Below are 21,235 nucleotides of genomic sequence, written 5' to 3'. Positions count from 1 at the left end.
TTCTACACTCCCCCGCGCCTACCCGGATCTGGCAAGGGGTGAGAACAGTCACGCGCAGGCGCTCAAGGCGTCGGCGAGCCGTTCGAGGACGGAGTCAGCCTGCTTCTCGGTGATGACGAGCGGGGGCAGGAGGCGCAGCACCGCGTCGTGCCGACCACCCAGTTCAACGAGCAGACCGCGCCGCAGACACTCTGCGCGCACGCGTCCGGCCAGCTCGGATGCCGCGGGTCGCGCGCCGAGGTGGTCGGGTTCCGCGTCGGATTCCACGAGTTCGACGCCGAGCATCAGCCCGCGACCACGGATGTCGCCGATCGCGGGGTGATCGAGGGCCTTCAGGCCGGTTTTTAGCCGTTCGCCGATCTGCTCGGCATTCTTCTGCAGGGCGTTCTCACGGACGAACCGCAGCGTCGCCGCCCCGGCCGCCATCGCCAGCGTGTTGCCGCGGAACGTGCCGGCGTGCGCGCCCGGCGCCCAGACGTCGAGGTCGTCGCGGTAGAGCACCACCGCGAGCGGCTGGCCGCCGCCGATCGCCTTGGAGGCGATCAGAACATCAGGAACGATGCCCGCCCGTTCGTGCGCCCACATCGTCCCCGTCCGGCCGACACCCGTCTGCACCTCGTCCACGATCAGGGGACGCCGTGAGCCTGCGTCACCGCACGCATGCGACGGAGCCAGTCGTCCGGAGCAGGGATCACACCGCCCTCGCCCTGCACGACCTCCAGCAGCATCGCCGCGGGTATCAGCACGCCGCTGTTGGGGTCGTCGAACAGGCGCTCCACGTAGGAGGCGGTCGCGTGGGCGCCGAAGTCCCCGCCGAGCCCGAGCGGGCAGCGGTAGGCGTACGGGAACGGCAGCCGGGTGACGTCGAGCGCGGGTGCGCTCTTGCCGGTGGTCGCGCCCGACGCGGTGAGCGCCGCCAGCGTCATCCCGTGGTACGCGCCGGTGAACGCCGCGACGCCGCCTCGACAGGTGGCGATCTGGGTGAGCTTGAGCGCCGCCTCGACCGCGTCGGTACCGGCGGGGCCGCAGAACTGGATTTTCGCCTTCTCGGCGAATCGCGCCGGGAGGGTGGCGAAGAGTTCGGTGGTGAACGCGTCTTTCTCGGGTGTCGCGAGGTCGAGCGTGTGCAGCGGGCGGCCGGCGTCGATCGTGCGGCGCATCGCGTCGACGACGACCGGGTGGTTGTGCCCCAGCGCCAGCGTGCCTGCCCCGGACAGACAGTCCAGATAGGTCCGTCCGTCGGCGCCGTGGATCGTCATGCCTTCGGCGCGCACCGGGACGATCGGGAAGTGTCTCGCGTACGTGCGTGCGGAGGACTCGCGAGCGGCCTGCCGGTTGAGGATGCCGGTGCTGTCGACCCTGCTGAGCACGGTCATGTGAGGGGACTTCCCTGAAGTAGTGACCACGTTGGACTTAGGTAAGCCTAACCTCGAGGTCTGATCAGGGCGGTACGCCACGCCGGTGGCTGACCGAGAAAGGCCGGCATCGCGAACTCGAAGCCGTAAGCACCGGCGTTGGGAAAGATCAGCAGGTCCCCGGCGCGGACGCGCTCCACGGTGACATCGCGGGCGAGCACGTCCTCAGGAGTGCAGAGTTCGCCGCACACGGTGACCCGCTCCCGTTCGACCACCGGGCGGGGCAGACCGACCGGCCAGTCGTCGATCGGCACGACCGCGAAGTTGTGCCGGATCTCCCACGACGTCGGGAGCTGGAAGTGGTTGATCCCGCCCCGGACGACGACGAACGCTTCCCCGTACGCGCGCTTCACGTCGACGACCTCGGTGGCGTACCAGCCGATCGGCCCGGCCATCCAGCGGCCGGGTTCGAGGACGAGTTCCACTCCCTCGGGGGGTTCCAGGGCCGCACCGAAAGCGGTTATGTCGAACTCGGGGCCCGGTTCGAACGGGATGCCGAGCCCACCGCCGACGTCGATCGTCCGCAGGTGCAGGCCGTGCTCGTCCGCGGTGCGAACGGCCCAGTCGACCGCTCCGCGGACGTACTCCGCGTGCAGGTCCGCGTCCATGTTCCCGCTCACCGCATGCAGGTGAAAACCCACGAAATCGACGCCAGGCAGCGAACCGACAGCGCGAATGGCCGCCGGGATCTCAGGTTCCGGGATGCCGAACGGACTGGGGAGTCCGCCCATCGTGAGGCCGTGGGCGTGGTCGATCCTGACCGGGGAGCGTTCGGGATTGACGCGGAGTGCGACGGGGACCTCTCGGCCCGGGGCGTGGCGTCCGGTCGCGACCGCGGCGCGGGAGAGGCGGTGGAGTTCGAGCAGGCTCTCGACGTTGATGGTGAGAGGGTGCTCGAGGGCGAGCAGCCCGGCGAGCATCGCCGAATTCTTCCCCGGCCCGCTGACCACCATGCGACCGCCTGTCGCACTGGGGCCGACGGGTGGCGCTTCAACGACGGCGGCGCCGTGCGCGGCGGCGCCGTGCGGAGCGGCGCCGTGCGGAGCGGCTCCATGCGGAGCGGCTCCATGCGGAGCGGCTCCATGCGGAGCGGCTCCGTGCGCGGCGGCGGCGCTGTGCGTCGCGGCTTTTCGGGTGGCGGCGATGGCGAGGTTGGCTTCGGAGACCGAGGCGACCTCGAAGCCGTGGAGGATTTCGGCGAGTGCTGCGAGGAGCGGGGGGAAGGAGTTGGCTTTGACCGCGTAGAAGACCTTGACCCGGCTCGGGAGCGCTCGAACCAGGCTCTCGGCACGTTCTTTCGCAGCCGCGAGATCGTAGAGATAGCCCCCGACCGGTTCGCCGGAGTTCCGCGAGGCGAGCGCGGCAGCCCGCACCGCAGGGGGCACCGCGTCGACCGGCAGTGCGTCCGCGCCCTCGAACGAACGGGGCAGTTCCACCGTTGTCCTTTCATCCTTGGGGTCCGACGGCAGGCTACGCGAACAAAGACAGTTCGGACGTCTCACGCCTGAGGTGGTCCGCATGGCGAGCATCGGTGAGTCAGGATGGTGAAGTGAGCAGGAGTAACGAGGCCGTGCCGCGCTGCGGCGCCCCCACCCGTTCGGGGCAGCCGTGCCGAAACCGCGTGGCCCACCCCGGCGACCACTGCCAGCTACACCAATCCCAGCCAGCTCCTACGCGCAACCGCACTCCGAAGCCAAAACCCGCGACCGGCACAGAGGCTGCGCTCCGCAGCGAGCCCACAACTCGGCCCGCGCCTGCGGCCGACGCAGAACCCGCAGCCGGCAGCCAGCCCGCAACCCGCAGCGAGGCTGCGGCTGGCGCAGAAGCCGCCTCTAGCACCGAGACCAAGTCCGGTGCGGAACCTGCCGTCGGCGGCAAGCGCGCGGCCAAGCGCGAACGCGCCACCAAGCCAGAATCCGTCGCTGGCGCAGAGCCCGTGATCGAGGGCGTCCCTGCGGCTGGCGAGGAGCCTGCGGCCGAGGGCAAGGGAGATGCCGCACCGGAGCAGCCCGCTGCGGAGACGGAGACTTCGGCGAGTACCGGGAGCGGGTCGGACGAGGAAGCTCGCGAAGGGGAGACGCGGGGTGGCCGACGTGGGCCTTCGCGGGCCGCGCGGCGCCCGGGAGCATCGGCGCCGAGGCGTCCGGCCACCACACCGCGGAAGAACACCCGTCCGCGCAGAGTGACACCGCCCGCCGACGCACCACCACAAATCACGCCTCCACCACGCCCACCCCGCCTCCGCAAGCAACCTCCCCCGCCCACCCCCGACAACTCGCCTCCGCCCCCTGACGCCTCCCCCACCCAGAACCCACCGACATCACCAGCAGGCGCGGACACAGCCGCCACGCCGGTGACCGACACCGACGCGGCCACCACAGCCGCGCCCCCTGCGGCGACATCCGCCGCAGGGGGCGCGGCCGCGTCCAGCGCGGCCGCGGCCAATGCGGATGCGGCCAGCGCAGATGCGGCGGGCGCGGATGCGGACGCAGCGGACGCGGACGCAGCGGGCGCGAGCACGGGCGCGGATGCCGCGAGCGCGGATGCGGATGCCGCGAGCGCGGATGCGGCCAGCGCGGCCGCAGCCAGTGCGGATGCGGCGGGCGCGGATGCGGAGGCGGCGGACGCGGACGGGGATAGGCGGCCGGGGGGTGGGGAGGCTGGCGCTGAGTCTTCGGTTGGCGGTCGGGGCGGGGGCGGGGGCGGGACTGCGGCTGGGCAGGAGCGGGCGGCTGGCGGCGGGGCCGAAGGGGAGGCTCGGGATCCACGGTTGGATCGGGCGGCGGCTCGGTGTGCGTCGGCGATCAACAACGGGGCGATGGAGGCGGTCGACGTGCTCGCCGTGCCGTACCTCGGCGAGGCCGGATGGAACCAGCTCCGCGACGCCTGGCGCAAGGAGAACTGCGCGCTCGTCGCGACGGTCGCGCGCCAGGCCTTGGAGTCGCCCGCCCGCCTGCACGACGCGGCGGGCAAGCTCGCCGCGCAGGTGTGGGTCTGGCTCGGGCGACCCTGGCTCGAGCAGATGATGGTGCGCGAAGTCGTGAAGAGGTTGCCGATTCTCGGCGAGTCCCAAGTGCGGCCGGTGGCGCGCGCTGTGCAGCTCGCTGGCATGCGACTGTGCCACGCGCACGACAAGGACCTCACGCACTGCCCGTGCTTCGCCGACCTCGTGAAGAACGAGGGCGAACGTCGCCCGAAACAACTCCTCGACGCCGCCCCTAAAGGCTGGGATGGCCTGTCCCGCCTCCGTTAGGCCCCGGGGCGTGAACACCTTGGGGGCCTATGACCCGCCAAAGCGTTCACCCCTCAGCGGCCCCGAGGGGCGGACAGCCGCCCCGCTACCCGCTGCGCCGGGCTGGGCCTAGCGGGCCAGGACTTCGGACATTCGGGTGGGTTCGCGGGCCAGCAGGGTCGCTAGGGTGCTGGCATTGCCCGGCAAGCCGTGGGCGTCGTAGTACAGGAACATCGCGCCCAGGGCGTCGCGGGCGTAGCCGCGCAGCGGGGTGTCGAGGTACCAGTCGTTTGGGTCCACGCGTTCGGCCCGCGCGCCGAGCAGCGCGGCCACGTCGGACACCGACAGCAGCTCCGGGCCCGCGAGTTGGTAGGTCGCGTACGAGTGGCCCGACTCGGTCAGCACGCGGGCCGCGACGAACGCGACGTCCAGCAGGTCGACGAACGCGAACCGGGCGTCGACCGAGTACGGCACCTGCAGCACAGGAGCCGGCTGGAGGTTCTGCGCGTAGGCGCACGGCTGCAGGATCGTCCAGTCCGCGGACGACGCGAGCAGCAACTCCTCGCTCCGTGCCTTGGCCCAGTGATGCGGCATCGCTTCGATCGCTGGGTGCAGCACCGAGTGGTAGACCACTCGCGGCACGTCGGCCGCGAGCACGTTGGCCACGAGCGACGGCTCGGACGGATGCACGTTCGGCGCGATCACGTACACCGCCGAGACGCCGTCGAGTGCGGTGGCGACTTGACTGGCGTCGGCCAGATCAACGTGCACCGTTTCGGTGGCCTCAACCACCTGACCCGGGCGCACCAGCGCCCGGGTTTCCACACCCCGAGCGGCCAGCGCCGCCAACACCGCCCGCCCCGTCTTCCCGGCCGCCCCGGTGACAGCGATCACCACGATCCTCCACTCCGGCCTCGTCGGCCACGCTCGCCGACCCGGCCAGCTGATCAGAGCACGTCTACGTCTGCGTGGGTGCGGCCGTCGGCCAAGGCGGGGAAGCCTGGGCCTCGGTCGAAGAAGGCTTCGGGGGTCGAGGCGCGGGAGGCGCGGAGGGCGTCGGACGCGGCGACGTCGATCGAGCCGTCGGAAGCCAGTACGACCCCGTAATCCGCCGAAGCCCCGGCCACCGACACCTTGCCCCACGCCAGGTCGCGCGCGACCTCGTCGTACGGGCGCTCCAGCGGGTCGCCCCACCCGCCACCGCCGGTGGTGCGGATCCGGATCACCTCGCCGGCGCGCACCGGCTCGGCGTCGGCCAGCGCGTCCACGACCCGCTCACGAGGACCACCCGGATCGATGACGACCTCGAACGGCCGCCCGGCCTTACCTCCGCGCACACCCCAGCACGCCAGCAGCGACCGGTCCGCGATCGACATGAACGACGCGTCGCGCAGCATCCGCACCCGCTTCTCGTATCCCAGGCCACCGCGGTACCGCCCGGCACCGCCGGAGTCCACAGCGAGCCCGAGCGACTCCACCACGAACGGCCACCGCGCCTCGGCGAACTCGACCGGGATGTTCCGTGAGTCCGGAACGACGTGGATCGTGTCCTCGCCGTCGGCGTAGTACCGCCCGCCCGAACCGCCCCCGAGCACTTCACGCATCAGGTACGGATCCCCGAGAGCGTCGGTCCCGTAGACCCCCGTGTACCGGATCGTCTCCTGGTCAGCGGGCATGCGACCGTCCACGGCCTTCGCCACGACCCCCGCCAGCACACCCAGAAGCCGCAGGATGACGAACGTCCGCGCGTTCGTCGGGGCCGGGAAGATCGGCGTCAGCAACGTGCCTGGCGGCGGGAACTTCATCTCGATGAGCGGGATGACGCCCTCGTTGACGTCGAGTTCCGCCATCCGCTCCGGGGAGTCGGCGAGGTTGCGCAGGATCGGCGCCAGCCATTTGGCCAGGAAGTTGCCGTCCGAGTAGTTCGCGCAGTGGTTGATCGGGCCCTTGGCCTGGGGCGACGTGCCCGTGAAGTCGAGAATCAGCTTGCCGTCGGTGACGCCGTCACCGGCCGAGACCTTGGTGAGCGTGATCCGCTGGGCGTGCAACTTGGGCTCGTCGACACCGTCGTGCTCGGCGTAGTCCTCCCAGACGTACGAGCCGTCGGGAATCTTCGAGAGCAGTTCCTGCTGGAACACCCGTGTCGTGTTCGCCAGGATCGCGTCGAAGCATGCTTCGACGGTTTCCCGCCCGTACCGCGCGAACAACTCCCCGAGCCGCCGCGCTCCCATGAGGCACGCCGAGCACTCGGCGTCGAGATCGGCGGCGAGCGAGTCGGGCATTCGCGAGTTGCGGGTCATGATCTTCAGCGCGGCCTCGTTCGGCACACCGGCGTCCCAGAGGCGGATCGGCGGGACCATCAGGCCCTCTTCGAACACGCTGGTGGCGGCCGAAGGCATGGAGCCCGGCACCGCACCGCCGATGTCGTCGTGGTGGCCGAAGGCCTGCACGAAAGCGACGACGGAGCCGTCGTGGAAGACCGGCACCGTGACGCACAGGTCCGGCAGGTGCCCGATCCCGCCCTCGGACAGGTAGACGTCGTTGTGGAAGAAGACGTCACCGGGGCGCATCGAGGAAAGCGGGTAGTCGCGAGCGACCGGCTGTACCAGCGCCGAGTACGAGCGGCCGGTGAGTTTGCGCAGCTTGCGGTCGTGGATGCCGGCGCGGAAGTCGTGCGCGTCGCGGATCATGGGCGAGCGGGCGGTGCGCCCGATGGCGGTCTCCACCTCGAGCTCGATCGCCGCGAGTGTGCCCTCGACGATCTCCAACACGATCGGGTCGACGGGGCTCACGCGACACCCTCCTTCGTGATGATCAGGTTGCCGAAGCTGTCGACTTCCGCACGGAAGCCGGGGTGGAGAGGCACTGTGGAGCCGTACTCCTCGATGATCGCGGGACCGATGATCGTGTTCCCCGGCGACAAATCGGGGCGCCAGTAAATCGGAGTCTCCTGGTAGTCCGCGTCGAACCAAACCAGCCGAGTGCCCGAAGCGACCGGCGGACCGCCGGGCTCCAGCGACACCAGCTCCGGCCGACGGATCGGCCCCACGCCGGTCACCCGCAGGTTCACCCACTCCACCTGCTGCTCCGGCTTGTCCCGGAAGCTGTAGCCGTAGGTCTGCTCGTGCGCGTCGTGGAACGCGTCTCGGGCGGCGTCCAGGTCCAGCCCGGACACGGGCACTCGCACCTCGAAGGCCTGCCCGTAGTACCGCAGGTCAGCGGTGCGCACGTACTGCTGCTCGGCGCGCGAGAAGCCTTCGCCGTCGAGCGCGACGGCGGCCTGCGCTTCCAGCGCCGCAAAAGCAGACGCGACCCGGGAAGGCTCCAGAGCAGAGTGCCGCGCCACCAGCGTCTGCACGTAATCGTTTTTGACGTCGACGGTGAGCAGGCCGAACGCCGACAGGTTGCCCGGATCGCGCGGCACCAGCACCGACGCGCATCCGAGGATGTCGACCAGCCGGCACAGCAGCAGCGACCCGGACCCGCCGAACGTCACGAGCGTGAAGTCACGGACGTCCAACCCGCGCTTCACAGTGACCTGGCGCAGCGCGTTGGCCTGGTTCCAGGCCGAAATCTCCAGCACGCCGGCCGCGACCGACGGCAGGTCCAGCTCGAGCGAGTCGCCCAGCTTCGAAAGCCCGGTGGCAGCCGCCGAGACGTCCAGCGGAACCTCGCCGCCGAGCAGGTGCGGAGGGATGCGGCCCAGCACGACGTGCGCGTCGGTCACCGTCGGCTCGGTGCCACCGCGGCCGTAGCAGAGCGGCCCGGGGTCGGCTCCCGCTGATCGCGGCCCCACCTTCAGTGAACCTTCGCGCGACAGCCACGCCACCGAGCCCCCGCCGGCGCCGACCGTCACGACGTCGATCATCGGGATTTTTGACGGGTACGCGCCGACGGTGCCCTCCGTCGTCAGCGTCGGCTCACCGCCCAGAACCACGCTGACGTCGGTCGACGTGCCACCGCCGTCGCACGTGAGCACGCGCTCGAACCCCGCCGCACCGGCCACCAGCGCGGCTCCGAGCGCACCGGCCGCCGGACCGGACAGCACCGTGGTGATCGGCTGGTGGACGACCTCCTCGGCCGAGAGCACGCCGCCGTTGGACTTCATGACGTAGAACGGCACGCCCTCCGGGAGGCGCGCGGAAATCCCCCGCACGTACGCGCCGACCCGGGGCTTCACGGCCGCGTCGACCAGCGTGGTCATCGCGCGCTCGTACTCGCGGTACTCCCGCAGCACGTCGCTCGACAACGACACGATCGCGTTCGGGTGCTCCTCCGCCAGGACCTCACGCATCCGACGCTCGTGACTGGCGTCCGCATAGGCATGAAGGAAGCAGACGCCGAGCGTGTCGACGCCCTGATCGCGGAACCACCGTGCGACCTGGCGCGCCTCGGCTTCGTCGAACGGACGGATCTCGGCGCCGGTGTGGTCGAGCCGGCCACCGACGGTCTTCACCAGGTCGGCGGGCACGATCCGCGGCGGCTTCACCCAGAAGTATGAGTTGCCGTAGCCGTCCGGCACGCTCTGCCGGGCGATCTCGAGCAGGAACCCGAAACCCTCGGTGGTGATGAAGCCGAGGCGGCCGACTTTCCCTTCGAGCAACTGATTCGTGGCGACGGTGGTGCCGTGCACGAACGCTGTCACGTCGGTGTCGCCCTCGACGAGCGAAAGCACTTTCCGGACGCCGTCCAGGAAGCCTTCGGCGGGGTCGCTCGGGGTCGACGGAGTTTTCGTCGTGACGAGGCGACCGCTCTCCTCGTCGATCGCGACCACATCGGTGAACGTGCCACCGGTGTCGATGCCGATCCGCAGCCGTCGCGCCATGCGCCCTCCCTGACTGGACTCTTCACCCGAATTCAACGGGCAGGTTCCGCCAGGTTCGTCGTCAAGTCTTGCTAAGGCGGCGGGCGCTTACGTGGTGGCCGCTGCCAGCGCGGTGAGGGTCGGGCCGAGTGGGGCGTCGACGCGGATCAGCGCGTGCTCGTCACCTCGGGTGGGCCCCTGGTTGACGATCGCCACCGGGATGCCGGCCTGGGTCGCCTGGACGACGAATCGACGCCCGGAGTACACCGTCAGCGAGGACCCGAGGACAAGCAGCAGACCCGCGCCGGCGACCGCTGCCTGGCAGCGGCTCACCCGGTCCTTCGGGACGCTTTCACCGAAGAAGACGACGTCCGGCTTGAGGGTGCCGCCGCAGTCGATGCAGTCGACGACGGTGAACCGGTCGAGGTGCTCCTCGGGGAGATCGACGTCGCCGTCCGGGTTGACGGTGTCGGGGTCGAAGTCGTGCCCGAACCCGTCGTTCGCGGCGCGGAGGCGATCGTCGAGCTCGAGCCGGGGGCTCTTCTCCCCGCAGTCGAGGCAGATCACGTGGTCGAGCGAGCCGTGCAGCTCGATGACGCCGTCGGCGCCGCCGGCCTGGTGGAGACCGTCGACGTTCTGGGTGATGATGTCGCCGACGAAGCCCTGGCCCTGCAGGGCCGCCACCGCGCGGTGGCCGTCGTTGGGCTCGGCCCGCGAGATCATCCGCCAGCCGAGGAAACTGCGTGCCCAGTACCGACGTCGCGCGACGACGTCCCGCGTGAAGGCCTGGTAGGTCATCGGGGTGTGGTTGCGCTTGAAGGCGCCGGACGGGCCACGGTAGTCGGGGATGCCGGACTCCGTGGAGAGGCCGGCGCCGCTGAGTACGACGACGTTGCCCTCACGGACGAGCGTGGTGAGGTCGGGGACCGTGAGCGTCACGGTCCCAATGGTGCCTCAGGCTCGGACTTCCGGCTCGTGGAGGAGGAACCAGCGGTGACCGGCCGGGTCGACGACCACGCCCGCGTAGCCGTACGGGCCGGCCGCGACCTCACGTTCCACCTCGGCGCCGGCGGCGACGGCGCGCCGCGCGACGGCGTCGACCTCGTCGTTCGACACCAGCGAGAGGTGCAGCGTGACGCTCACGCCGCCCGCCCGCGGCGGAGCGATCAACCCCATCTCCGGGAACTCCTCGGCGAGGAACAGCCGGAGCGGGCCGATCTGCAGCGTGGCGTGGCCGAGCTTGCCGTCGGGCATGATGATCGGCTCGCCGACCAGCTCGGCGCCGAACGCTTCGACGTAGAAGTCGATCGCGCCACGGCCGTCTTCGACCGCCAGGTACGGGCTGAACTGCTCGATGCGGATCGGTGTGGTGGTGGGCGTGGCCATCAGGTCCTCCTCGAATTGGTCGACGGCGAATCGCACGATGTCCTCGAGCCAGCCTTCCTCGGCGGGATCGGCCGGCATGTCGACCGGAGCCAGCTCCGCGGGCCGGCCGGAACGGCGCGGCTGCGGGCGGTCGAGCGCCTGCTGCAGCCGCAGCCGGAACGCGGCGGCGAACGTCGGGTCCGGGGACTGGGGCTCGCCCGGGTCGCGAAGGGCGTCCAGCGGATCAGTCATTGCTGCTCCCCCTCCTCGTAGGCGACGCGGAACGCGGCTCTCGCGCGGACGATCAGCGCTTCGGTGGCGTGCCGGGTGCGCCCCAGCAGGCGTGCGACCTCCGGGACCGACAGGTCGTCCACATATCTCAGCGTGAGCGCTGCCCGGTTCGCCGGCCCGAGTCGCTGCAGCACCTCACGGGCCCGGAGTACGTCGAGCCGCGCGTCCCACGGATCGTCGGGACGCTCGAACACCTGCAGCGAGCGTTGCTCACGGGCTTCCCGGCGCCAATGGTCGACGAGTTTGTTCCGCGCGACGGTGACCAGCCAGGCCGCGGTGGGGCTGGTGCCCTGGCGAACCGCTGCCACCGCCGCGAGGAACGTCTCGCCGGTGAGGTCCTCGGCCAGCGCGGTGCTACCGCACCGGGCCCGCAGGTACCCGTAGACGTCGGGGAGCGCGCGGTCGTACAGCGCCAGCAGCGCTGCGCTGCGGTCGGCGTACTCCGGTTCGCTGCTCACACTGTTTCATCGTCCGGGGCTCGGAAACTCCGACGGAGGAGTCTTGAAATAGTTTCAGCCTGGCCTTGAGTTGGGAGAACCATGCCACTTACCGGTGAATACGAGCCGAGCCCGTCCGATTGGGCGCGCAAGCAGGCCGAAACGTTCGAAGCGAGCAACGGCACCGAAGCCAACGAGTTGCGGGGAGTGCCGATCATCCTGCTGACCTCGGTCGGCGCGAAGAGCGGCAAGCTGCGCAAGACCCCGCTCATGCGGGTGGAGCACGAGGGTGAGTACGCCGTCGTGGCGTCGAAGGGTGGAGCGCCGGAGAACCCTGTCTGGTTCTACAACCTGGTCAAGAACTCGCACGTCGAGCTGCGTGACGGCGCCGTGGTGAAGGACTACGAGGCGCGTCAGGTCGACGGCGACGAGTACGAGACCTGGTGGAAGCGCTCGGTCGCGGTGTGGCCCGACTACGCCGAGTACCAGAAGAAGACCGACCGCAAGATCCCGCTGTTCGTGCTCACGCCGATCGAGGGCTGAGCTGCTGCTACAGCCCTGGCCGCAGCAGGCTAGGGCTGTAGCAGGGCGAATCCGGCCTCGGCAGCGACCACGGCTTCGGGGTAGAGGTCCGCGGCGGTGCGTCCGGCCATGAGTTCCCGCCAGTTGTTCCGCGCGAGCACCCGCTGCACCGCCAGGATCTGCGCCGCGCGCAGTTCGGCGACGAGCCCGTCGCCCAGCGCCGCGGCGAGCGCCTCCTCGTCCGAAGCTACGAAAGCAGCGACTCGCGCCGCCAGCGCCGGGGTCTCGAACACCAGGCGGTGGTACGCCAGCACCTCCGGGACGTCGTTGAGCCCGGTCACCGGGTCGCGCTCCGCCAACCCCTCGAGGAACCGCCGACGAAGAGCGTCGACCGGTTCCGGGGAGCCCTGGACGATCCGTGCCGCCTCGCCGAGGTGGTCGCCGATGCGGTGCAGGACGAGGTCTTCCTTGGTCGGGAAGTACCGGAACAGCGTCGGCTTCGACACCTCCGCCGCGTCGGCGACGTCCGCCACCGACACCGCGTCGAACCCTCGGTCCAGGAACATCCGGATCGCCGTGGCGGAGATCGTGTCGTGCGTGCGCTGACGCTTGCGTTCGCGGAGCCCGCTCACGACTCGCCCCTCGGCTCTCAGTGAAAGGAACTGCTCTGGTCGGTGACGCTCTGCCGGAACGTCCGCGGGGGTGAGCCGAGGACATCTTCCACCCCCGAGGAGACGAACGCGGGCTTCCCCATCGTCGCGCCCCAGGCGGCGAGCAGCATGTCCACGGCCGGGGCGGGCCAGGTGCCGGCCGTTTCGCGGCGGAACTCGTCGGGCGTGAGCTCCTCGAACTCGATCTTCCGGCCCAGGACGTCGCCGATGATGCGCACCTGCTCGGCCTGGCTCAGCGACTCGGGGCCGGTCAGGACGTGGTCGCCCCCGCCGTGCCGGAGGGCCTGCGCCGCGACGGCAGCGATGTCGCGGTCGTCGACCGGGGCGGTCTCGGCCGCGCCGTAGGGCCAGCGGACCGGTTCTCCCGCTCGGATTGCGGGCGCCCACCAGGCCAGCGCGTTCGACGCGAACATGCCGGGCCGGATGAACGTCGACTCGAGTCCGGAATCGGCGATCAGTCGCTCGATGTCGGCGTGGAGCGTCGCCATGGGATTGGGCTGTTGGAAGAACGGGTGCGGGGTGCGGTACGGCGAGGAGAGGAACACGACCCGCCGGGTGTGTGCGGCAAGGCGCTCGATCACTGCTGGGACCGTCGCCGGTGGGGCGGTCCAGACGAGGAACACGGCGCTGACGTCCTCCAGCGCGGTGTCCAGGGATTCCGGCACGGTGAGGTCACCGGTGACGACCTCGACGTTCGGCGGCAGCGAGGCGGCCTGGCGTACCAGTGCACGAACCGGAACCCCGGCGTCGACGAGGTTGTCGACGAGAAGACTTCCGACGCGACCCGTGGCTCCGGTGACAAGTACTGACATAAGAATCTCCCTCGGTAAAATTCGTTACCGAGTTACATTATCGCGGAAGTGATGGTGGTCTCGGCCACCACCCGCCCACGGGCGACCACCCACCGCGGCGCAGCATGACGCCGCAACACGTCGACGATCCGCTCGGCGTCGTGCACGACGAAGTTCGCCGGGGCTCCGTCGGCGATGCGGTGGTCGCGGACGCCGAGAACCCTCGCCGCATCGGTGGTGACCAGGTCGAGCAGAACCTGCTGCGCTTTCGCGGTGCGGAACTCGAGCAGGTGCGCGGCCAGGAACGCCACCTCCCAGAGGTTCGCGCGACCGAACGGGTAATAGGCGTCCTCGATGTCGTCCTGGCCGAGGGCAACCGGGAGGTTCAGTTCGCGGAACAGCGCGACGGGCAGGTGCAACGGGCCGGTCTGCGGGTCGCTGACGAACCCGAGCCCGGCCCGGCGCGCGAGCCCGGCGAGGCGCAGGAGCGACGGCTGCGGGTACAGCGCGAGGGCACGGGCGTGACACGCGACGCCCCGGCCTTCGAGGCCGTGCACCAGCATCGCGGAGGCGAGCATCTCGGTTGTGCGTAGGTTCGGGTCGCCGGCGTCGTCGGTGAGCATCGCTACGCGTTTGCCTGTTCGTGCGGCCAGGGCGCACGCCCATTCGACGTGCCTGCGCGCGTCGGTGTCGGTGTGCTCGATCCAGGGGATGCCGCCGACGACGTCGGCGCCCAGTCGGAGCGCCTCCTCGCAGAGTTCGGCCGCGCCCGGGTCGCGCAGGACCCCGTCCTGTGGAAAAGCCACGATTTCGACGTTGAGAATGTCGGCGAATTCGGCTTTGGCGGCGCTCACGGCGGCGAAGCCTTCGAGGCCGGCGGCGGTGTCTACGTCGACGAACGCCTGGATGTGGAGGGTGCCGTGCCGTACGGCTTCGGTGAGCGCGCGCCGGATGTGGGGTAGGGCGTCCTCGCGCCGGTAGTTCTTCTTCACCGCGCTGGCCAGTTCGATCGACGTCATCGCGCCGGCCATCCCGTCGGCGGTGTAGGCCGACAGCGCCCCGTCGCCGACCCGGTCCAACGTGTGCACCTTGTCCAGGTGCAGATGGCAGTCCACCGCAGACTCGGTGACGAGCCGCCCCTCAGCCGCAATCACCCGCACCGCGCCGCTGGCGCCGGGCACGCCGTCCGCGCCGTTCGCGGCAGGCGCGCCGTTCGCGGCAGGCGCGCCGTTCGCGGCAGGCGCGGCGTTCGCGGCAGGCGCGCCGTTCGCAGCAGGCGCGGCGGGGGTGCCGTTCGCGGCGGGGGTGTGGAGGGCTGTGCCGCGGGGGAGGACGCGTAGGCGGCCGGCGTCGACCGTCAGGTCGACGACGCGGCCGTCGCGTAAGCGTGCGTCGGTGACGACGAGGTCCATGCCGACGCCCTAGGAGCGGCGGCGGCCGATCACACCGCCCACGATGACGCCGATCAGCGCGATGCCCGCACCGAAGATCGCACCCTGGAAGAACCCACCCGCGAGCAGGTCGGCGCCACCCGCCGGCGCCGCCTTGGCCGGAGCCGTGAACACCCGCGGCCCCGCACCCGCGCCAGCCGTCACGCCGGCACTCGCCGCGCTACTGTCCCCGGCACTCGCCGCGCTGCCGTCCCCGGCACCGCCTGGCGCCGCGACCGCCACCACCTGGCCGGCGCCCGGCACCTCGCCCGCGGCCTCGGCCGAGACCGGGGCGTTCAGCAGGGAATCCACGGCGGCGAAGAACTCGCCGGCGGTCTTCTTCGCAACCCCCGACAGCACCCGCTGCCCCACACCCCCGACCGCCCCACCGACCACCGCATCAGCGGCGTAGGACAGCAGCGTCGTACCGGAATCACCCTGTTCCAGCGTCACGAGCACGTCCGCCGACACCGTGCCGGGCGCACCCGCCCCCTTCGCCCGCAGCACGAACGACGTCGGCTCCTGCTGGTCGGTCAGCCGCACGTCGCCGACGTACGAGCCCTTGATCGACGCCACCCCCGCGGTCACCGTCATCCGGTACGCGTCGTCACCGACCTGCTCCAGCTGCTGGCACCCCGGAATCGTCCGCACCAGCACGGCCGGATCGTTCAGCGCCGCGTACACCCGCTCGACCGGAGCGTTCAGCGTCGCCTTGCCGTTGACCTTCATCTATTTGGTTCCTTCCAACGCAAGAGCCTGCTGTTCACGGAGCGCCCACAGTTCCGAGGGCGAAATCGGCATCCGGGTCACGAAGAATCCCTCCGCGTCCGAGATCGCCGATGCGAACAGCGCCGCGGAGGGGATGACACCGGCTTCACCGGCACCCTTCACCCCGAGCGGATTGAGCGGTGAGGGCGTCTCGAGGTGGTCGGTCTCGACCGTCGGCACCTCGGACGCGTACGGGATCAAAAAGTCCATGTACGACGCGTTGAGCGGCTGACCGTTCTCGTCGTAGACGATCCGCTCGTACAGGGCGCCACCGACGCCCTGCGCGACACCGCCGTGGATCTGGCCCTCGACGATGCGCGGGTTGATCAACGTGCCGCAGTCGTGCACCACGCAGTACCGCAGGATCTTGATCTCCGCGGTCTCCGGGTCGGTCTCGACGACCGCCGCGTGCATCCCGCTGGCGAACGTCGATCGGATCGGCGAGTAGTAGTCGGTGGCCTCCAGCCCGGGCTCGTCGTCCTCGTCGATCGGCGGTTTGCTCATGTCGGAGGTGCCGGCGAACTGCGTGGCCCGCTTGGCCTCCTCGTCGAACGCGTACCGCAGCGGGTTGGAGAGCACCGCCACCGTGCGCAGCGGAATTCCGCCGTCGGGCACCCCTTTGATCTGGACGACCCCGTCGACGATTTCGAGGTCCTTCGGATCGGCCTCCAAGGCCTCTCCGGCGATGCGAAGAGCCTTGGCCCGCACCTTCCGAGCCGTCAGAGCGACCGCGTTGCCGCTCATCACCGCGGCCCGGGACGCGAACGTGCCGACCGCGTACTTGAAGCGCCGGGTGTCGCCGGTGGTGACCGACACGTCGTCGACCGGCACGCCGAGCTCCTCGGCGGCGATCTGCGCGAACACGGTCTCGTGGCCCTGGCCCTGCGTGGTGAGGCCGGTGGCGACGACGACCTTGCCGGTGGTCTCGACCCGGACGAACGCACCCTCGTACGGGCCGGGGCCGGTGCCCTCGACGTAACACGCGAGCCCGATGCCGACCGTCCGCCCCTCGGCCTGCGCGGCGGAACGAATCGCCTCGAACTCGTCCCAGCCGACCAGTGCCTTGATCTTCTCCAGCGACGTCGGATAGTCGCCGGAGTCGTAGATCAGCGGCCGCCCGTCCTGGAACGTCAGGTGGTGGTCGTACGGCATGTCTTCGACCTGGATGAAGTTCCGCGAGCGCACCACCGCCCGGTCCAGCCCCAGGTACGACGCGATCGCGTCCATCGTGCGTTCCATCGCGAACACACCCTGCGGACGCCCGGCGCCGCGGTACGGCGTCACCGTGACCGTGTTCGTGTACATCGAGCGGAACTCGACGCGGTAGGCACCCGGCTTGTACGGCCCGAGCAACTGCGTCGACGTGACGATCGGGACGATGATCCCGTAGGGCGTGTAGGCGCCGTTGTCGTGCCAGAACTCGACGTCCAGGCCGAGCACGTGGCCCTCGTCGTCGAAGCCGACGGTGACCTTCTGCAGCTGGCCCCGCTCGTGCGTGGAGCTGATGAAGTGCTCCCGCCGGTCCTCGACCCACTTGACCTCGCGGTTGAGCTTCACCGCGGCCCACGGGATCAGCACTTCCTCCGGCCAGGGATGGACGATCTTGACGCCGAACCCGCCGCCGACGTCGGGCGCGATGACGTCGATCCGGTCGACCGGCAGATCCAGCTTCGCGGCCAGCGCGAACCGGACCGACGTCGAGGCCTGGGTGGACGTGTAGACGCGCAGGGACCGGTCGTCGGCGTCCCAGCGCGCGTAGACGCCCTTGCCCTCCATCGGCATCGACGCCGAGCGCTCGATGTCGAGGTCCAGACTCAAAGTGTGGGGCGCCGCCGCGATCGCCGCCGGAGCGTCGCCGACCTCCTGCACGAGGTGCGCCGACACGTTGTCGGACACGTCGTCGTGCACCTGATGCGCGGCCTCGATCGAGGCGGGGATGCCGACGACCGCCGGCAGCACCTCGTACTCGACGACGATCCGCTCGCACGCGTCCTCCGCGAGGTACCGATCCGTGGCCACGACCATGACGACGGCCTCGCCGACGTGCCGCGCGATGCCGCTGGCCAGCGGCGTGTTCACCCGCGGGGCGTGCAGTGCGGGGTGCGGGATCAGCAGCGGGAGCGGTTCGGACACCCGCGGGTTCGGGTCCTCGGCCAGGTCTTCGTACGTGTAGATCGCGACCAGACCCTCGACCTCGAGAGCCTCGGTGACGTCCACGTCGACGATGCGCGCGTGGGCGTGCGGGGAGCGGACGAACGCCACGGCGAGCGCACCCTCGCCCAGATCGTCGAGATAACGACCGTTGCCGGACACCAGACGGGGGTCTTCACGGCGGGTCATCGGGACCCCGAACGCACGGGTCGCCATCAGGACTCCTTCTGGAGCTCGGCCGCGCGCAGCACCGACTTCACGATGTTCTGGTAGCCGGTGCAGCGGCAGAGGTTGCCGCCGATCGCCTCGCGCGCTTCGCCCTCCGTCGGTTCCGGATTCTCGCGAAGATAGGCCGTGATCGTCGTGACGAAGCCCGGCGTGCAGAACCCGCACTGCAGGCCGTGACAGTCGACGAACGCCTGCTGCACCGGGCCGAGGCCGCCGTCGGGGGCGCGGCAGCCCTCGACGGTGGTGATCTCGGCACCGTCGACGCTCACCGCGAACAGCAGGCAGGAGCGCATCGGACGACCGTCGACCAGCACCGTGCAGGAGCCGCAGACGCCGTGCTCGCACCCGAGGTGCGTGCCGGTGAGTCCCAGGTCGTGGCGGAGGGCGTCCGCGAGCAACCGACGTGCGGGCACGGAGGCGGTGCGGGGAACCCCGTTGACCGTGAAGGTCACCTCGTGCTCGCGCAAGCGCTCGGTCATGCGGCTACCTCCGTTCTGGCCACCGCATGCGCGGCGGCTGCCTTCAACGCCCGGCCGGTGAGCACTTCGGCGAGGTGACGCCGGTACTCAGCGGTGGCGTGGATGTCTTCCTCCGGCTCGACGACCGAGCCCGCGTACTTCCCGGCGGCGGCCCAGTCAGCGGCATCGTAGGAACGCCCTCCGACAACTTCGGTGAAGTCCACGGTCACGGGCGTCGGGCCCATCGAGACGTAGGTGCCGCGAGCCGACGCGATCCGCAGGTCCTCGTCGAGCGTGATCAGTGCACCCAGGCCGCACATCGCGTAGTCGCCGTGCCGGCGGGACACCTCCAGCCAGGCGCTACCGGTGTGGCGCGGCGGGATCGGGAACGTCACGCTGGTCGCGAGTTCACCCGGCTGGGTGGCCGACTCGAGCGGCGCGAGGAAGAAGTCGTCGACCGGAACCACGCGGTTCCCGGACGTCGACGCGAGCTGGACGGAACCGCCGAGCAGAGCGAGCACGGACGGCATCTCACCGGCGGGGTCGGCGTGGACGATGCTGCCGACGGTCGTGCCGCGGTTGCGGATGGTCGGGTGCGCCACGTGTATCAGTGCCTGCCGGAGCAGCGGGAGCGCGCGTTCGGCCTCGGGGTCCCGCTCGATTTCGGCGTGCCGGGCGATCGCCCCGACCGTGACGGCATCGGTCGTCACGTCGATCCGCGCCAGCTCACGGAGCCGGTTGACGTCCACGAGGTGACGCGGCGCCGCGAGGCGCATGTTGAGCATCGGAACCAGGCTCTGGCCACCGGCCAGCACCTTCCCGTCGGCCCCCAACTCGGCCAGGACGCCGAGGGCTTCTTCCAGCGTTTCGGGACGGTGGTACTCGAACGCCGATGGTTTCATACCGCGATAGTCCCTCGCTCGGTCTCCCGGCGACCGCTACGGGGCCGCCGGGAGATCAGTGTTCCTACGGCTCCTTGTAGGCGCCGGGTTCGTCGACGATCAGCACCGCGCCTCCCGCGTCCTTCCCGGCCGCGGTCTCGGTCGCGCCCTCGTCCTCCGGAGTCGGAGTGGGCCGCCGCTCGGCGAGCCAGAGCTCCTTCAGGTGCGGCGGAGCGATCGCCTTCGCGATGTGGAAACCGACCACGGCCACGATCGTCCCGAGCGCGATGCCGGAGAGCGAGAAGTCGTCGGTGAACACCAGGCTGACGTTTCCGACACCGATGATGATGCCTGCGGCGGCCGGGACCAGGTTGATCGGGTTCGCGAAGTCGACCCGGTTCTCCCGCCAGATCTTCGCGCCGAGCAGGCCGATCATGCCGTAGAGCACGACCGTGATACCGCCGAGCACACCGCCCGGCGTGGCCGAGACGACCGCGCCGAACTTCGGCGAGAACCCGAACAGGATCGCCACGATCGCGGCCACGTAGTAGGCGGCGGTCGAGTAGACGCGGGTGGCCGCCATGACGCCGATGTTCTCCGCGTACGTGGTGGTGGGCGAACCACCGAACGTCGACGCGACGACGGTGCCGACGCCGTCGGCGGCGATCGCGCGGCCCATCATCGGGTCGAGGTCGTCGCCGGTCATCTCCGCGACGGCCTTGACGTGACCGGCGTTCTCCGCGATCAGCGCGATGACGGCGGGGAGCACCAGCAGGATCGCCGTCACGGTGAACGAGGGGAAGTGCCAGCCGACGACCTCTTTGCCGTCCGCGGCAATCGTGGTCTGCGCCGGAAAGCCGAGCCAGTCGGCATCCTTGACGCCGCCGGGCTGGGACCAGTCGACGCGCCAGTGGGTCGTGACCTCACCGGCGGACGCACTGTACGACGTGATCTGGCCGAAGATCCGGTCGAACACCCACGACAGGACGTACCCGAACACCAGCGCGAGGAAGATCGCGATCCGGCCGAGGAAACCCCGCACACCGACCGCGACGACGATCACGAACAGCATCGTGATCAGCGCGATCCACTGGTCCTGCGGCCAGTACGTACCGGCCACGACCGGCGCCAGGTTGAAGCCGATCAGCATGACGACAGCGCCGGTGACGACCGGCGGCAGCACCGAGTAGATCGCGCGCGAGCCCACGAAGTGGATCAGGACGCCGACCAGCGCGAGCACCACGCCGGCGACGAGGATCGCACCGGTCACCTCGGCCGAGTCGCCGCCCTGCGCGCGGATCGCCGCGACACCGCCGACGAACGCTGCCGACGTACCCAGGTAGCTAGGTACCTTCCCGCTGACGATCAGCAGGAAGATGATCGTCGCGACACCGCTCAGCATGATCGCCAGCTGCGCGTTCAGACCCATGATCAGCGGGAACACGAACGTCGCACCGAACATCGCGACGACGTGCTGCGCGCCCAGGCCGATGGTCCGCGGCCAGGAGAGACGTTCCTCCGGCCGGACCACCCCGCCGGGCGGCGGTGCCTTGCCCCCGTGAACGACACTCCACCTGAATGCCATGACCGAACCCCTTTTCCGCCGCCCCGGTAATAGCGACGAATATCCGGGTCTGGTGACCTGGGTCTCATGGTCAAGACACCACTGACTAAGCACCGACCGGTTGGCGGAACCTGCCGAGGGGTAGGTCGATTCGTCAGTGAATGTCGCCCGCGTGATGTGACCGCAACATTAACGACACCCGACTGAGCGACGCTCGGGCGATTCGC

The 21,235-nt window shown here is 70.2% G+C and carries 17 protein-coding genes and 1 pseudogene; 2 read left to right on the top strand and 16 right to left on the bottom strand.

Annotated elements, in window-relative coordinates:
- Positions 1-48: 48 nt before the first annotated feature.
- A pseudogene (locus ACGFY5_RS01805) lies at positions 49-1,376 on the bottom strand (diaminobutyrate--2-oxoglutarate transaminase family protein).
- Positions 1,377-1,423: 47 nt separating this feature from the next.
- On the bottom strand, positions 1,424-2,851 hold the full coding sequence (locus ACGFY5_RS01800; protein WP_392716227.1) for a hypothetical protein: 1,428 nt from the start codon (positions 2,849-2,851) through the stop codon (positions 1,424-1,426).
- Positions 2,852-4,233: 1,382 nt separating this feature from the next.
- Here ACGFY5_RS01800 and ACGFY5_RS01795 point away from each other — a divergent pair.
- Positions 4,234-4,668: a hypothetical protein gene (locus ACGFY5_RS01795; protein WP_392716225.1), complete on the top strand. Its 435-nt coding sequence runs from the start codon at positions 4,234-4,236 to the stop codon at positions 4,666-4,668.
- 108 nt (positions 4,669-4,776) lie between these two features.
- Here the strand turns inward: ACGFY5_RS01795 and ACGFY5_RS01790 are convergent, their stop codons facing one another.
- The 6 genes from ACGFY5_RS01790 to ACGFY5_RS01765 form a co-directional block, all read right to left on the bottom strand.
- The gene (locus ACGFY5_RS01790; RefSeq protein WP_392716223.1) at positions 4,777-5,544 is read right to left on the bottom strand and encodes an SDR family oxidoreductase; all 768 of its coding nucleotides are present in this window, start codon (positions 5,542-5,544) and stop codon (positions 4,777-4,779) included.
- A 50-nt stretch (positions 5,545-5,594) separates the two neighbouring features.
- A complete protein-coding gene (locus tag ACGFY5_RS01785) occupies positions 5,595-7,439 on the bottom strand; it encodes a hydantoinase B/oxoprolinase family protein (protein WP_392716221.1) in 1,845 nt (614 codons plus the stop codon).
- A complete protein-coding gene (locus tag ACGFY5_RS01780; protein WP_392716219.1) occupies positions 7,436-9,472 on the bottom strand; it encodes a hydantoinase/oxoprolinase family protein in 2,037 nt (678 codons plus the stop codon). The genes ACGFY5_RS01785 and ACGFY5_RS01780 overlap by 4 nt, the downstream gene beginning before the upstream one ends.
- A gap of 87 nt (positions 9,473-9,559) precedes the next feature.
- Positions 9,560-10,399 (bottom strand): NAD-dependent protein deacetylase, encoded by an 840-nt coding sequence (locus ACGFY5_RS01775; RefSeq protein WP_392718609.1) that lies wholly within the window; start codon positions 10,397-10,399, stop codon positions 9,560-9,562.
- A gap of 6 nt (positions 10,400-10,405) precedes the next feature.
- Entirely contained in the window at positions 10,406-11,068 is a 663-nt protein-coding gene (locus ACGFY5_RS01770; protein WP_392716217.1) for a VOC family protein, read from the bottom strand.
- Positions 11,065-11,565 (bottom strand): RNA polymerase sigma factor, encoded by a 501-nt coding sequence (locus tag ACGFY5_RS01765; RefSeq protein ID WP_392716215.1) that lies wholly within the window; start codon positions 11,563-11,565, stop codon positions 11,065-11,067. The genes ACGFY5_RS01770 and ACGFY5_RS01765 overlap by 4 nt, the downstream gene beginning before the upstream one ends.
- A gap of 81 nt (positions 11,566-11,646) precedes the next feature.
- Here ACGFY5_RS01765 and ACGFY5_RS01760 point away from each other — a divergent pair, with 81 nt between their 5' ends.
- On the top strand, positions 11,647-12,087 hold the full coding sequence (locus ACGFY5_RS01760) for a nitroreductase family deazaflavin-dependent oxidoreductase (RefSeq protein ID WP_392716213.1): 441 nt from the start codon (positions 11,647-11,649) through the stop codon (positions 12,085-12,087).
- Between the two features lie 29 nt (positions 12,088-12,116).
- Here the strand turns inward: ACGFY5_RS01760 and ACGFY5_RS01755 are convergent, their stop codons facing one another.
- The 8 genes from ACGFY5_RS01755 to ACGFY5_RS01720 all read right to left on the bottom strand — a co-directional run bounded on the left by ACGFY5_RS01755 (position 12,117) and on the right by ACGFY5_RS01720 (position 21,029).
- On the bottom strand, positions 12,117-12,698 hold the full coding sequence (locus ACGFY5_RS01755; protein ID WP_392716211.1) for a TetR family transcriptional regulator: 582 nt from the start codon (positions 12,696-12,698) through the stop codon (positions 12,117-12,119).
- A gap of 17 nt (positions 12,699-12,715) precedes the next feature.
- The gene (locus tag ACGFY5_RS01750; RefSeq protein ID WP_392716209.1) at positions 12,716-13,549 is read right to left on the bottom strand and encodes an NAD(P)H-binding protein; all 834 of its coding nucleotides are present in this window, start codon (positions 13,547-13,549) and stop codon (positions 12,716-12,718) included.
- Between the two features lie 32 nt (positions 13,550-13,581).
- Positions 13,582-14,940, bottom strand: coding sequence for a cytosine deaminase (locus ACGFY5_RS01745; RefSeq protein WP_392716207.1), 1,359 nt, complete (start codon positions 14,938-14,940; stop codon positions 13,582-13,584).
- Positions 14,941-14,949: 9 nt separating this feature from the next.
- A complete protein-coding gene (locus ACGFY5_RS01740) occupies positions 14,950-15,687 on the bottom strand; it encodes a carbon monoxide dehydrogenase subunit G (RefSeq protein WP_392716205.1) in 738 nt (245 codons plus the stop codon).
- Entirely contained in the window at positions 15,688-18,093 is a 2,406-nt protein-coding gene (gene cutA / locus ACGFY5_RS01735; RefSeq protein ID WP_392716203.1) for an aerobic carbon-monoxide dehydrogenase large subunit, read from the bottom strand.
- Positions 18,093-18,584, bottom strand: a complete 492-nt coding sequence (locus ACGFY5_RS01730; RefSeq protein WP_392716201.1) for a (2Fe-2S)-binding protein — start codon at positions 18,582-18,584, stop codon at positions 18,093-18,095. Before ACGFY5_RS01730 ends, cutA begins: the two co-directional genes overlap by 1 nt.
- Positions 18,581-19,465, bottom strand: a complete 885-nt coding sequence (locus tag ACGFY5_RS01725; protein ID WP_392716199.1) for an FAD binding domain-containing protein — start codon at positions 19,463-19,465, stop codon at positions 18,581-18,583. The genes ACGFY5_RS01730 and ACGFY5_RS01725 overlap by 4 nt, the downstream gene beginning before the upstream one ends.
- A 64-nt stretch (positions 19,466-19,529) precedes the next feature.
- Positions 19,530-21,029, bottom strand: a complete 1,500-nt coding sequence (locus ACGFY5_RS01720; protein WP_392716197.1) for a uracil-xanthine permease family protein — start codon at positions 21,027-21,029, stop codon at positions 19,530-19,532.
- Positions 21,030-21,235: the final 206 nt, after the last annotated feature.

The organism is Cryptosporangium sp. NPDC048952, assembly GCF_043197895.1.
Classification (GTDB): Bacteria; Actinomycetota; Actinomycetes; order Mycobacteriales; family Cryptosporangiaceae; genus Cryptosporangium.
This window is presented reverse-complemented; position numbering and strand designations above follow the sequence as displayed.

Bases quoted from the DNA above. Each gene is read 5' to 3' on its own strand.
- ACGFY5_RS01745 (WP_392716207.1), bottom strand. From the start codon at position 14,940: ATGGACCTCGTCGTCACCGACGCACGCTTACGCGACGGCCGCGTCGTC.
- ACGFY5_RS01795 (WP_392716225.1), top strand. From the start codon at position 4,234: ATGGAGGCGGTCGACGTGCTCGCCGTGCCGTACCTCGGCGAGGCCGGA.
- ACGFY5_RS01730 (WP_392716201.1), bottom strand. From the start codon at position 18,584: ATGACCGAGCGCTTGCGCGAGCACGAGGTGACCTTCACGGTCAACGGG.
- ACGFY5_RS01760 (WP_392716213.1), top strand. From the start codon at position 11,647: ATGCCACTTACCGGTGAATACGAGCCGAGCCCGTCCGATTGGGCGCGC.
- ACGFY5_RS01750 (WP_392716209.1), bottom strand. From the start codon at position 13,549: ATGTCAGTACTTGTCACCGGAGCCACGGGTCGCGTCGGAAGTCTTCTC.
- ACGFY5_RS01725 (WP_392716199.1), bottom strand. From the start codon at position 19,465: ATGAAACCATCGGCGTTCGAGTACCACCGTCCCGAAACGCTGGAAGAA.
- ACGFY5_RS01780 (WP_392716219.1), bottom strand. From the start codon at position 9,472: ATGGCGCGACGGCTGCGGATCGGCATCGACACCGGTGGCACGTTCACC.
- cutA (WP_392716203.1), bottom strand. From the start codon at position 18,093: ATGGCGACCCGTGCGTTCGGGGTCCCGATGACCCGCCGTGAAGACCCC.
- ACGFY5_RS01720 (WP_392716197.1), bottom strand. From the start codon at position 21,029: ATGGCATTCAGGTGGAGTGTCGTTCACGGGGGCAAGGCACCGCCGCCC.
- ACGFY5_RS01740 (WP_392716205.1), bottom strand. From the start codon at position 15,687: ATGAAGGTCAACGGCAAGGCGACGCTGAACGCTCCGGTCGAGCGGGTG.
- ACGFY5_RS01770 (WP_392716217.1), bottom strand. From the start codon at position 11,068: ATGACTGATCCGCTGGACGCCCTTCGCGACCCGGGCGAGCCCCAGTCC.